Source organism: Pseudenhygromyxa sp. WMMC2535 (assembly GCF_011083025.2).
This window is the reverse complement of the sequence record NZ_JABJWV010000001.1, coordinates 1,424,522-1,437,492: the sequence shown is the minus strand read 5'-3', so window position 1 is coordinate 1,437,492 and position 12,971 is coordinate 1,424,522. Positions and strand designations below refer to the sequence as shown.

Sequence of the window (12,971 nt, the reverse complement as noted above, 5' to 3'; positions counted from 1 at the left end):
GGCAGGCCGCGAGCGTCAGGCGGGGCCTGGCGCGTGTGGGGCTCAGCTCGCGCCGAGCAGGTCGCCCGCGGCGAAGGGCTGGCCGGAGGCGTAGTCGCGGGCGGCCATGCGCCGCTTGCCCGGGGCCTGGACCTCGCCGACCCGGACCACCGCATCGCCGGCGCACACGTGCATGCCCGCGGCGTCGACCTCGAGCACCTGACCGGGGCGCGCGTCGGCGGGTCGGGCCCGCTCGCTGCTCCCGGCGGCGTAGAGCTTGAGCCGTTGATCCCCGCGGCTGGTCCAGGCCGCCGGCCAGGGATCCATGCCGCGCACGTGATCGATCACGGCCCGGGCCGGGCGCGACCAGTCGACCTCGCCCTCGGCCTTCTCGAGCTTGGCGGCGTGGACGACCTCGCCCTCGAGCTCGGCCTGATCCACGGGCGGGGGGACGTCGGGGAACTCGGCCAGGAATTCGCCGAGGACCTCGCCGCCGAGCTCGGCGAGGCGCTCGAAGAGCGCACCGGCGGTCTCCTCGGGGCCGATCGGCGTGGCCCGCATGCGGTAGACCGGGCCGGTGTCGCAGCCGATGTCCATGCGCATGATCGCCACGCCGGACTCGGCGTCGCCGGCGAGCACGGCCCGCTGGATCGGCGCCGCCCCGCGCCAGCGCGGGAGCAAGGAGGCGTGGACGTTGACGCAGCCGTGAGCCGGGAGCTCGAGGACGTCGCGGCCGAGGATGCGCCCGTAGGCGGTGACCACGATGATCTCCGGGGCGTAGGGCTCGAGCAGGGCACTCAGCCGGCCCTTGCGGACCTTGGTGGGCTGGAGCACCGGCACGCCGAGGGACTCGGCGAGGACCTTGACCGGCGGGGGCTTGAGCTTGCGCCCGCGGCCGGCGGGGCGATCGGGCTGGCTGACGACCGCGACGAGCTCGCAGCGCTGATGGACCGCGCGCAGCGAGGGCAGGGCGAAGTCGGGGGAGCCCATGAACACGGCGCGGAGCTTGGGCTTGGCGTCGGAGTTGGTCATCTTCGTGGTGCTGGGAGAGCTCGGAGGGCTCGGGTGGTGGCGCTCAGGCGTCGGGCTCGGTGAGGTGCGCGAGGTAGGCGGAGCGCATCGCGTCGTCGATCAGGATGTCGCGGGCCTCCTCGAGCGCAGCCCGGAGCTCGCGGAGCTCGCGGGCGTAGCGGCGCCGGGTCTCGAGCTCGAGGGCATCGTCGGCGAAGGTCTTGCTCAGCGCGGCGTGGGACTGGCGGATCTCACCGCGGGAGGCGTCGCGGCCGAGGCCGAGGAGCTCGAAGTAGTCGGCTTCGCGAGCGAGGCGCAGGCGCTCGAGCACGCGCTCGCCGTCGATCGTCGCGGGCTCGCGCTCGCCCTCGGGCTGAAGCTCGGGCTGCTCGCGCAGATCCACGAGCTCGGTGAGCGCGAGGGTGTAGAGCAGCGCGAACAACCCCTGCTCGTCGGCGCCCTCGGCGAGCAGCGCGGCCACGCCCAGGCGCCCGTCGAAGCGGCGCAGCCAGCCCTCTTCTTCGGGCAGCAGACGGAAGCGCTCGGCGAGCTCGGCGAGCAGCTCGTCGATGTCGTCCTCGTCGGCGCGGAGCTTGGGGATCATCGCGCCCCGGCCCACGCGCTCGTCGAGGTGGCGCTCGAGCTGGGCGGCGTCGAAGCGGTAGCGCACGCCGTCGAGGAGCAGGGCCTCGACGGGCAAGTCGAGCTGCACGGGCTCGTCGCTGCGCTCGCCGGGCTCCGTGGTCCAGTTGCCCTCGGCCCAGGGGAAGGTCGCGTCGATGATCCGGGCGAGGTGCTCGCGGAGCAGGACCTCGAGCTCGCGCGGCTTGAGGAAGCCGGCGTCGACGAGCAGCGCCCCCGCGCGGCGCGGCTCCTTGGCCGCGAGGCGCCGGGCGGTCTCGTACTGTGGGCGGGTCAGCACGCCGCGGCGCAGCAGCCCGTCGACCAGGCGATCGCTGGTCGCGTTGCTGCGCGCGAACGCGGGCTCGCCGTCGCGCAGCCAGATCGACTTCTCCACGCGCTGACGCTGGACGCGGAGGCGGCCAGTGAAGCGCAGGCGATGCAGTGTCCACAGCAGCGCCGCGACGGAGGTCTCGGCGGCGATCCGGCCGGTCTCGCTGACGCTGGGATCGACCGGGAGCTCGCGGCCGCGGTCTTGGTGGTGCGGGCGGTGGAGGTTGGCGCGCGGCTCGGGCTCGCCGGGGCGTGGGCCTCGCTTGGGGCGGGCGTAGCTCGAGCCGCCGCCCGGGCGGTCCTGGCCGCGGTCCTGGCCGCGGTCCTGGCCGCGGTCCTGGCCGCGGTCTCGCTTGCGCTCGCGCTGTCCGCTGGGGCTCCTGCCCCAGGTGTAGCCGCGCAGCTCCGCCGAGCTCTCGCTGGAGCTACGGAAGGACTGGCTGCGCTCGCTGTGGCCGCGCTCGGCGGGGGCGCGGAAAGACTGGCTGCGCTCGCTGTGGCCGCGCTCGGCGGGGGCGCGGAAAGACTGGCTGCGCTCGCTGTGGCCGCGCTCGGCGGGGGCGCGGAAAGACTGGCTGCGCTCGCTGTGGCCGCGCTCGGCGGGTGCACGAAAGGACTGGCTGCGCTCGCTGTGGCTGCGCTCGGCGGGGGCGCGGAAAGAGGAGCTGCGCTCGCTGTGGCCGCGCTCGGCGGGGTCGTGCTCGAGGGTGTCGCGGCGCGCGAAGTCGAGGGCCTCGCGCTGGTCGGGCCAGGGCTCGCCGCGGGTCTTGGGATCGTCGAAGCGCTCGCGTCCTGGGCGTCGCCCGAGCAGCACCGCGCTGCGGCTCCCCGTGTCTCGCTGGGGCTTGCGGGGGCGCAGCGGGCCCTCGCTGGCCGGTCGCTGCCAGGCTCGGGTGCGCAGCTGCGGGTCGCTCTCGGACTCCGGCTCGAACTCGCGGTCGACGCGGCCGGTGTCGTGCTCGGGGTCGAGGCTGCGAGGCGGCAGCTGGCTGGTGCGCCGCATGGGGTCGCGGCGGCGTTCGTGGGTGGCCTTGGCGGGGCTCTTGACGGCGGTGGGGACGTCGCTGCGCACGGACTCGTCGCGGCTGCTGCCGCGCAGGTGCTCGCCGATCTCCGTGACCAGGGGATCGCCCTCGTCGAGGTGCTCGTTGGCGGCGTCGACGTCGGGGACACGGTCGAGGCCGAGCTCGTCGAGGTCGACCTCGCCGGGGTTGCTGTCGTGCTCGTGGCGGAGCCGGGCCTCGAGGCGGTCGAGGGTGCGGTGGAGCTCGTCGAGGCCGCCCCGGGGGCGGGGTTGAGGCGCGTCGCCGCGCTCGCGCCTGGGAGACTTCTGGGCCGCCTCGCCTCGGGGGCGGCGCTCGCCGGTCCGCTCGCTCGCCCGCGCGCCGGTCCGCTCGCTCGCCCGCGCGCCGGTCCGCTCGCCCGTCCGCTCGCGCGGATCCGCGTGCTGGCGCTGCGCGGGCCCGGCGTACTGATTGAGCGCGTCGCCCAGCTCGCGCTCGTCGGCGGGCTCCTCGAGGAAGTGATCCGCGCCGATGTCGAGGACGTCGGCGAGATCGCGCAGCTCCCCGCCCAGCCGACCGTAGAGCAGGACGGGGATCGAGGCCCCCGCACGGGTCCTGCGCAGGCTGGCGAGGAGCACGTCGGTGTCGAGATCCTCCATGCACGCGATGATCGCCGCGGGCGGCGAGCTGGTTCGCACGCGGCGGTTGAGCTCGCGGGGCTGGCAGGAGGCGACCTCGTAGCCGAGCCCCGCGATCGTCTCGGCGAGCGCTCGGCGTCCGGCCGGGTCGCCGACGATCAGGATCTCTGGCGTCACGCGGCCGCAGTCTACCGCGCCGCGCCGATTTTGAAACCGAGCCCCAGCGGGGGCGCGGAGGGGCTCGGGTGCTGTGTCTGGGGGCGCTGAGCGAGCTTCTGGCGAGCGCCTCGGGGTTTCGAGGGCCTCGGCCGGGTCCGCGGGCGCCGGGCGGGTCACTGCGTGCGCGCGCAGGCCTGGGCCGCCGCCCCCACTCGAGTGACCGGGCCCGGGCGCCCGCGGACCTAGCCGAGGCGCGCTTCAGTCGTCCCGGCGTCGGCGCAGCAGGCCGAGCGCGGCGAGTGCGAAGAGGCCGAGCAGCCCCCCGCCCCGTGGCCCCTGGGTCGCGCAGCTGCAGCCGCCCTCGCCACCTTCGTCGTCGTAGCCAAAGGTGTCGAGCGGCCCTCCGCCAAAGGTGTCGTCGCCGACATCGTCCTCGCCGCTGCCCCCGGAGGAGGAGTCCTCGCCGGACTCGCCGGCGGTGTCGCCCGAGTCGTCGCTGCTCGAGGACCCGCTGTCGGAGTCCTCCGTCGTCCCGGAGTCCTCCGTGCTGCCCTCGGTGTCCTCGCCGGAGTCCTCGGTGGACTCGTCGGTGGTGTCGTCGCCGTCGGGGTCGGGGTCGGGGATGCAGGAGTTCGAGCCGAAGTGGCAGATCTCGCCCTCGAGGCAGTCTTCGTCGCTGACGCAGCAGCCCTCCGTGAACTCGTAGACGCAGCCGAGCTGGGAGTTGCAGGAGTCCTGCGAGCAGATGTTCATGTCGTCGCAGGCGATGTCCTCGCCGAGGCACTCGCCGTCGACGCAGGTGTCGACGTCGGTGCAGGCGTTGCCGTCGTCGCAGGGGTCTTCGTTGGTCGGGTGCACGCACTCGCCGGCCTGGCACAGGTCGTCGGTGCAGGCGTTGCCGTCGTCTTCGCAGACGCCGTCGGGGTCGACCTCTTGCACGCAAGCCCCGTCCACGCAGGCCGCCAGGGTGCAGGGGTTGTCGTTCTCGACGCAGTCGGCGTCGCTCTCACAGGGCGTGCCCAGGGCCCAGATCCACGTGTCCGACATGATCGTGGCCCCGCCAACGCCGTAGGCCACGCCGCCCCAGACGTTGTCGTTGCCGTAGGTGACCATGCCGATCGGCACGCCGTTGGTGTCGAGGCCGATGAAGGCCGAGTCGCTGCTCGGGACCCAGGTCACCTGGCCGAGGATGTCGCCGTTTTCATCCCAGACCGTGAGGTACTGGGTCCCGTTCTTGCCCGCGGTCAGCCCGACCTGAGTCACGGGCTCGCTGAAGGTCACGGCGCCGCCAAAGTAGGTGTAGAGGCCCTCGGCCACGCCCCCGCCGGCGATCGGCGCGGGGAAGTTGGCGAAGTTGTTCTGATAGGTGGGGGTGCTCGCGCTGCCGGCCTCGTCGACGCCGGCGAGGATGTCCGAGAGGGCGCCGGTGTGCCAGGTCGCGCCCTGGGCCGTGTACTGGGTCAGGCTCATGGAGGCCCCCGACGTGCCGCTGTCGAAGTCGGCGGTGCCGACGATGCCCTGGAGCTGGTTGACGTCGTCGAGGGCGGTGACGTTGCCCTGGGCGGTGATCGTGCCGGCGTGGGCGAGGCCCGGGGCGAGGGTGATCAGGGCAAGGGTGGAAAGGCGCAGATCGAAGAGGACGCGGCGAGGGGGATGCATGACAACACTCCAGTGATAAAAGGCCGGGCGATCATATCCCCATTCGAATCAGCAAAACGAAGAGACCGAGGTCCCATTTTGCCTCGGTCTCGAAATGCTCGCTCTCCTCGAGCTGTGTTACGAATCGTTACCAGCTGGCCGCCGGTATTCTTTTTCGTCAGGGATTTTGAACCCTTAGCCCCGCGACCCGAACCTCGGAGGGGCTGAGCACCCGCCTGGGCAGCCCAGCCCGGACATGGGTGATCGAGTCGATCTGCTCGAAGCCGACGCGCTCGGGCATCGGCGCCACGATCCAGACCGTCTCGTCGTCACTGAGGGTATGCACGGCCGTCGGCTGCTCGATGGTCAGCCCACCAACCTCGAAGTCGACGCGCTCGCTGGCGTCGAGGGTGTCGACCGGCACGCCGCCGTCGACCACGAACCAGTCCTCGGCCCCGCTGGGATAGAGCGCCGCGATCAAGACCTGGCTGCCGGGAACGCCCGGCTCGCCATCGGAGCTCGAGGATTCGTTGTTCCAGCTGGTCAGGGTCTGGATCCGCTCGTAGGTCTTGTTGAAGGTCCAGTCCGAAACCCAGGTCCGGCGGCAGTAGCTCATGTAGTCATAGCTGACAGTGGGGTTGTGCAGCGAGAAGCTGCGGATGCCATAGCCCCAGTTGCCGATCTTGCCCTGGGAGTGGGGGTAGGTGGGGTCGGTGTAGTCCGGGCTTCCGCTCGCGCATGCGACGTGGCCCAGGCCCTGGTTGTGCCCGACCTCGTGCACGAAGGTGTCGGCGGTGGCGTCGAGATCGGCATCGTTCCAGATCGTCGCGGCCACCCGGGCAAAGGACTCGTCCCTGGTCGCCCCGGCGAGCATGGCGATCCCGGCCGCGCCCCCGCCCAGGCAGCCCTCGATCGCACAGCCCGTGTCGATCAGCGCGTGGTAGTAGACGTTGTCCGCGGCGTCGTCGCTTTGCTTGGTCGCGGCCATGATCGGCAAGAGCGAGCCGAGCTCTTCGAGGAAGGGCGCGTAGACCACGGGCTCGGCCCGGATCTCGTAGTTGATCTTCTGGAGCGGGTTGTGCTCGAACAGCCGGTCGATCAGCCGGTCGACGTTGTCCTGGCTGAGGTCCGGGAGCCGGACCCCGCCCTCCTCGGCGCCGTAGTACGCGATGGGCACGAGCACGATGTCGAGCTCCATGGGCGTGGACTCGAAGCCGATCGGCTCGGGACCGGTGGCCGGGTTGACCGCGCTCATCGCCGGCAAGTCCACGGGCTGGTCGACGTCGTACTCGACCAGCTCGACCTGGTAGCGGGTGCCAGGGGCGGTCTCACCTGTGCTGGCGAACAGCCCAAAGTAGAAGGTCCGCGAGAATGCGGTCGGCGAGGAGTCCTCCTCCACGAGGAGCTGCTGCTCGTGGACCGTGGCCTCGTCCCCGCTCGCCGGGTAGACGTGGAGCCGAGCCGTGACGTTGTGCGGCTCCCAGCCCTCGGCGACCTCGAAGTGCACGCGGATCAAGGTGTCGCGGTCGCCGATCAGCGGCACGGAGCGGTCTGTGGTGGACAGCCACGCGCCATCGGGGCCGCCGATGGCCACGCGCGTGCCCTGGTTGGCCTCGACCTCGGTGATCGAGATGCCGAGGGCCTCGACGAGCCCCCCCTCGGGGGCGGTGTCCTCGCTCCCGAGGCCCTCGGCCTCGCTCCCGAGGCCCTCGGCCTCGTCTCCCCCCTCGTCGATACTCATCGAATCAGCACTGCATGCCATGGCGAGCGAAGAGAAGATGAGGAATGTAGGGAGAGATAGTTTCCGCATCGAGGAGACTATGACTCGATACTGGATATATTAGCAATAGATGTTTGTTTTTTGGTTTTGTGCCAACCGAACACTTGGTGTCACGACAGGGAACCGAAGACCTCAATCGTCGCGTCGTCGGCGCAGCAGGCCGAGCAGGGCGAGCCCAAAGAAGCCGAGCAGCCCATCACCGCGGCGCCCCTGGGTCGCGCAGCTGCAACCTTCATCACCCAGGTCGCCGCCGGCGGTGTCGGACGAGCCACCAAGAGTGTCTTCGCCGCCGTCGTCACCGACGTCGTCACCACCGTCGTCGGAGGAGGATTCTCCTCCGGACTCGCCGCTCGTGTCACCTGCGTCATCGTTGCCCGTGGTGTCGCCCCCCGTGTCGCTGTCTCCCGTGTCGGGGTCGGGGTCGGGGTCGGGGTCGGGGTCGGGGTCGGGGATGCAGGTGTTGGTGTCGGGGTCGCAGAGCTGACCTTCGGAGCAGTCTGCGTCGGAGACGCAGCAGCTCTCGAGCACGAATTCGAACACACAGCCAAGCGCGGGGTCGCAGGAGTCTTGCGAGCAGACGTTCATGTCGTCGCAGTCGATGGTCGCGCCGAGGCACTCGCCGTCGATGCAGGTGTCGACGTCGGTGCAGGCGTCACCATCGTCGCAGGGTGCTTCGTTGACGGGGTGCACGCACTCGCCGGCCTCGCAGACGTCGTCGGTGCAGGTGTCGCCGTCGTCTGCACAAAATCCGTTGGGATCGTCCTGCTCCACGCAGGCTTCGTTGACGCAGACCGTCTGGGTGCAGGTGTTGCCGTCGAGATCCGAGCAATCGGCGTCGCTCTCGCAAGACATGCCCGTGGCCCACAGCCACGTGTCCGAGTAGTTCACGAACCCGCCGAAGTTGTAGGTCTCGCCGCCCCAGACGTCGTCGTTGCCGGCGGTGACCATGCCGATCGGCACGCCGTTGGTGTCGATGCCGACGAAGGCCGAGTCGAGGTCGGGGATCCAGTCGACCTGCCCGATGAGCTCGCCGTCTTGAGCCCAGACCGTGAGGTACTGGTTCTCGTTCCTGCTCAAGGTCATCCCGACTTGAGTCACGGGCTGACTGAAGGTCACGGCCCCACCCCTGCGAATGCACAGGCCCTCGGCCACGCCCCCGCCGGCGATCGGCGCGATGAAGTACTCGAGGTCGTCCTCGTAGCTCGGGGCGAAGGCGCTGCCCGGCTCGTCGACGCCAGGCAGGATGCTCGACAAGGACCCCGTGTGCCAGGTCGCGCCCTGGTCCGTGTACTCGGTCAGGCTCATCGAGGCCCCCGACGTGCCGCTGTCGAAGTCGGCGGTGCCGATGATGCCCTGGAGCTGGTCGACGTCGTCGAGGGCGGTGACGTTCCCGTGGGTGGTGAGCGTGCCGGCGTGGGCCAGGCCGGGAACGAGGCCGATCAGGATGATGGTGGGCAGACGCAGAGCACGGGAAATATGAGCGAAAGACATGATGGCAGTTCAGAGGCGAAGCTGTCTTCAATGATCATATGCTCATTCGGGTAGCAATGTGAAGGATTGTGATATTTGTCAGCGAGTGCTGCAAATTGTCATGGGCCGGCCGCCGGCACATGTGATGAACGCGCTCCTAGGGGTTTTGAACCTTTCGCGCGGAGATCCGCACCTCGGAGGGGCTGAGGACCCGGCGTGGCACGCCGGCTCGCACGTGGGTGAGCGAGTCGAGCGCGGCGAAGCCGACGCTCTCGGGCACCGGCGTGACGACCCAGACCGTCTCGTCGTCGCTGAGGGTGTGCACGGCCGCCGGCTGCTCGATGGTCAGCCCGCCGACCTCGAAGTCGACGCGCTCGCTGGCGTCGAGGGTGTCGACCGCCACGCCGCCGTCGACCACGAACCAGTCCTCGGCGCCGCTCGGGTAGAGCGCGCCGATCAGCACCTGACCTGGGTTGTCATTCGAGCTCGAGGACTCGTTGTTCCAGCTGGTCAGGGTCTGGATCCGCTCGTAGGTCTTGTTGAAGGTCCAGTCCGAAGTCCAGGTCCGGTCGCAGTAGCTCATGTAGTCGTAGCTGGCGGTGGGGTTGTGCAGCGAGAAGCTGCGGATGCCGTAGCCCCAGTTGCCGATGTTGCCATTGGCGTGGGGGTAGCTGGAGTCGTTGTTGGCCGAGCTTCCGCCCGGGCATGCGACGTGCCTCAGGCCCTGGTTGTGCCCGACCTCGTGCACGAAGGTGTTGGCGGTGGCGTCGAGATCGTGCCAGATCGTCGCGCCCACCCGGGCAAAGGACTCGTCCCTGGTCGCCCCGGCGACGAAGGCGATCCCGACCGCGCCCGCGTTCAGGCAGCCCTCGATCTCACAGCCCGTGTCGATCAGCGCGTGGTAGTAGACGTTGTCCGCGGCGTCGTCGCTTTGCTTGGTCTCGGCCATGATCGACAAGAGCGAGCCGAGCTCTTCGAGGAAGGGCTCGTAGACCACGGGCTCGGCCCGGATCTCGTAGTTGATCTTCTGGAGCGGGTTGTGCTCGAACAGCCGGTCGATCAGCCGGTCGACGTTGTCCTGGCTGAGGTCCGGGAGCCGGACCCCGCCCTCCTCGGCGCCGTGGTACTCGATGGGCACGAGCACGATGTCGAGCTCCATGGGCGTGGACTCGAAGCCGATCAGCTCGGGACCGGTGGCCGGGTTGACCGCGCTCATCGCCGGCAAGTCCACGGACTGGTCGACGTCGTACTCGACCAGCTCGACCTGGTAGCGGGTGCCAGGGGCGGTCTCGCCCGTGCTGGCGGACAGCCCAAAGTAGAAGGTCCGCGACATGGCGGTCGGCGAGGAGTCCCTCTCCACGAGCAGCCGCTGCTCGTGGACCGTGGCCTCGTCCCCGCTCGGCGGGTAGACGTGGAGCCGAGCCGTGACGTTGTGCGGCTCCCAGCCCTCGGCGATCTCGAAGTGCACGCGGATCAAGGTGTCGCGGTCGCCGACCAGCGGCACGGAGCGGTCTGCGGCGGACAGCCACGCGCCATCGGGGCCGCCGATGGCCACGCGGGTGCCCTGGTTGGCCTCGACCTCGGTGATCGAGATGCCGAGGGCCTCGACGAGCATGGCCTCGGGGGTGGAGGCGTCCTCGCTACCCCCGGAGTCCCCAGCCTCGTCGCCTCCCTCATCGACGCTCACCAATTCGTCACCGCATGCCATGATGAGCGACGAGAAGATAAGGAATGTGGGGAGAGATAGTTTCCGCATCGAGGAAACTATGACCCAGGACTAGCTATGTTAGCAATGGATGTTTGTTTTTTTGCGTTTGGTGCCAGTCGGTCACTTGATGTCACGACAGGGAGCCGAACACCTCAATCGTCGCGGCGTCGGCGCAGAAGGCCGAGTAGGGCGAGGCCAAAGAGGCCGAGCAGCCCATCACCGCGGCGCCCCTGGGCCGCGCAGCTGCAGCCGTCCTCACCGCCCTCGTCGTTGCCGAAGGTGTCGAGGGATCCGCCGAAGGTGTCCTCGCCGACGTCGTCGTCGTCACCGCTGCCCTCGGAGGAGCTGTCCCCGCCAGACTCGCCGCCCGAATCGCTGGTGTCGTCGGTATCGCCGCTGTCCTCGCTGCTGGTGGAGCCGTCGTCGGACGAGGACTCCTCCGTCCCCGAGTCGTCCGTGTCGCTCTCGGTGTCTTCGCCGGTGTCCTCACCGGTGTCCGTGGTGTCGCCGGGATCGGGGTCGGGGATGCAGGCGTTCGCCTCGAGGTCGCAGATCTCGCCCTCGAGGCAGTCCTCGTCGCTGGCGCAGCAGCCCTCCGTGAACTCGTAGACGCAGCCGAGCTCGGTGTCGCAGGCGTCCTGCGAGCAGACGTTCATGTCGTCGCAGTCGATGCTCGTGCCCACGCACTCGCCGTCGATGCAGGTGTCGACGTCGGTGCAGGCGTCACCGTCGTCGCAGGGGTTTTCGTTGGTCGGATACACGCACTGACCGGCCTCGCAGAGGTTGTCGGTGCAGGCGTTACCGTCGTCTTCACAGTCGCTGTCGACCTCACACTGCGTGCCCAGGGCCCAGATCCACGTGTCCGACATGATCGTGGCCCCGCCAATGCCGTAGGTCACGCCGCTCCAGACGTCGTCGTTGCCGTAGGTGACCATGCCGATCGGCACGCCGTTGGTGTCGAGGCCGATGAAGGCCGAGTCGCTGTTCGGGACCCAGGTCACCTGGCCGAGGATGTCGCCGTTTTCATCCCAGACCGTGAGGTACTGGGTCCCGTTCTTGCCCGCGGTCAGCCCGACCTGAGTCACGGGCTCGCTGAAGGTCACGGCGCCGCCAAAGTAGGTGTAGAGGCCCTCGGCCACGCCCCCGCCGGCGATCGGCGTGGGGAAGTTGGCGAAGTTGGATTGATAGAGGGGCGTGCTCGCGCTGCCGGCCTCGTCGACGCCGGCGAGGATGTCCGAGAGGGCGCCGGTGTGCCAGGTCGCGCCCTCGGCCGTGTACTGGGTCAGGCTCATGGAGGCCCCCGACGTGCCGCTGTCGAAGTCGGCGGTGCCGACGATGCCCTGGAGCTGGCTGACGTCGTCGAGGGCGGTGACGTTGCCCTGGGCGGTGATCGTGCCGGCGTGGGCGAGGCCCGGGGCGAGGGCGATCAGGGCGAAGGTGGACAGGCGTAGGTTGAAGAGGGTGCTGCGGTGGATGTGCATGAAAATGCTCCAGTGACTAAAAGGCGAAGCCAGCATATCCGCATTAGAAATCTTCATGTGGATAAAAAAGATGTCCTCTTTTGCCTCGGTGTTTCAATGCTCGTTTTCGCTAGTTCTCGCTTCAAAATGGTGACAGGGCAGTTTCCTTCGCCAAAGTCGACATTCTCGATGAGGCGGCGCGGAGCGCATGACCGTCGCGTCGTCGCGGGGATGGGGGCGTCAGCAAACTCGGGGTCGAAGATCCCGGCCTGATAGACTGCCCGGATGCCAGAGGGCGACACCTTGCACGCGACGGCGCTGACCTTGCGCGCGCTCCTGGCAGGCCGCCGCCTCGAGGCCGTCGACTGCGAGCTCGCGGCGGCCGAGGACTGGCGCCTGCCCGGGCGCGTGGTCGAGCGGGTCGAGGCCCGCGGCAAGAACCTGCTGATCCACTGCGCTGCCCTCGAGGGCGCGGGCGTCGAGCAGCCGGGCGGCCTGCCCGTGGCGATCTGGACGCACATGGGCATGACCGGCTCGTGGCATAGCTACCGCCTTGGCGAGCCGTGGCAGCTGCCCCGCGAGCGCGCGCGCATCGTCTTGCATACCCAGCGCCGCGTGCTGCCCTGCTTCTCGCCCGAGGCGCTCGAGTTCCTCGGCCCGCGCGGCCTGGCCAGGCACCGGGTCCTCGCCACGCTCGGCCCCGACCTGCTCGACCCCGACGCCGACCTCGACGAGGCCGTCGCCCGGCTCCGCGCTCTGGGCGAGGTCCCGCTCGGCGACGCGATCATGCGTCAGTCGGCGGTCGCCGGGATCGGCAACGTCTACAAGTCGGAGCTGCTCTTCCTCGCCGGCCGCGATCCCTTCGCTCCGGTCGGTGCCCTGAGCCCGGCGACGCTCCGTGCCCTGCTCGAGCGAGGCCGCGAGCTGATGCAGGCCAACCTCGCCAGCGGCCGACCCCGGCGCACGCGGGCCGAGCTCGGACCCTCGCGCGGCCGCTACTGGGTCTACGAGCGCAGCGGTCAGCCCTGCCGGCGCTGCGCCACGCTGATCCGAATGCGTCGCCAGGGCGCCCTGGTCCGCTCGACCTACTTTTGTCCCCGCTGCCAGGATGGGGGCGACTCGAGCTCTTGAGCTTCCCAACCCGCGCACCCTCGCCTGGCCTACAATCGC

8 protein-coding genes are annotated in these 12,971 nt (G+C 69.8%); 1 reads left to right on the top strand and 7 read right to left on the bottom strand.

Translation table 11 applies throughout. The features are described from left to right. Positions 1-42 precede the first annotated feature (42 nt). The 7 genes from fmt to G6O69_RS05215 form a co-directional block, all read right to left on the bottom strand. Positions 43-1,011 (bottom strand): methionyl-tRNA formyltransferase, encoded by a 969-nt coding sequence (fmt, locus tag G6O69_RS05245; RefSeq protein ID WP_255215704.1) that lies wholly within the window; start codon positions 1,009-1,011, stop codon positions 43-45. Between the two features lie 43 nt (positions 1,012-1,054). Next, positions 1,055-3,763, bottom strand: a complete 2,709-nt coding sequence (locus tag G6O69_RS05240) for a DUF4388 domain-containing protein (RefSeq protein ID WP_172302431.1) — start codon at positions 3,761-3,763, stop codon at positions 1,055-1,057. Positions 3,764-4,003: 240 nt separating this feature from the next. Then, positions 4,004-5,404, bottom strand: coding sequence for an MYXO-CTERM sorting domain-containing protein (locus tag G6O69_RS05235; protein ID WP_172302430.1), 1,401 nt, complete (start codon positions 5,402-5,404; stop codon positions 4,004-4,006). A 157-nt stretch (positions 5,405-5,561) separates the two neighbouring features. Next, entirely contained in the window at positions 5,562-7,124 is a 1,563-nt protein-coding gene (locus G6O69_RS05230) for a zinc-dependent metalloprotease family protein (RefSeq protein WP_172302429.1), read from the bottom strand. A gap of 171 nt (positions 7,125-7,295) precedes the next feature. Continuing rightward, positions 7,296-8,654: an MYXO-CTERM sorting domain-containing protein gene (locus G6O69_RS05225; RefSeq protein WP_172302428.1), complete on the bottom strand. Its 1,359-nt coding sequence runs from the start codon at positions 8,652-8,654 to the stop codon at positions 7,296-7,298. A 136-nt stretch (positions 8,655-8,790) separates the two neighbouring features. After that, positions 8,791-10,320, bottom strand: coding sequence for a zinc-dependent metalloprotease family protein (locus G6O69_RS41925; protein ID WP_172302427.1), 1,530 nt, complete (start codon positions 10,318-10,320; stop codon positions 8,791-8,793). Between the two features lie 173 nt (positions 10,321-10,493). Next, complete coding sequence (locus G6O69_RS05215; protein ID WP_172302426.1) at positions 10,494-11,822, bottom strand: hypothetical protein; 1,329 nt, start codon at positions 11,820-11,822, stop codon at positions 10,494-10,496. A gap of 264 nt (positions 11,823-12,086) precedes the next feature. Here G6O69_RS05215 and G6O69_RS05210 point away from each other — a divergent pair, with 264 nt between their 5' ends. Beyond that, positions 12,087-12,932: a DNA-formamidopyrimidine glycosylase family protein gene (locus tag G6O69_RS05210; protein WP_172302425.1), complete on the top strand. Its 846-nt coding sequence runs from the start codon at positions 12,087-12,089 to the stop codon at positions 12,930-12,932. Positions 12,933-12,971 lie beyond the last annotated feature (39 nt).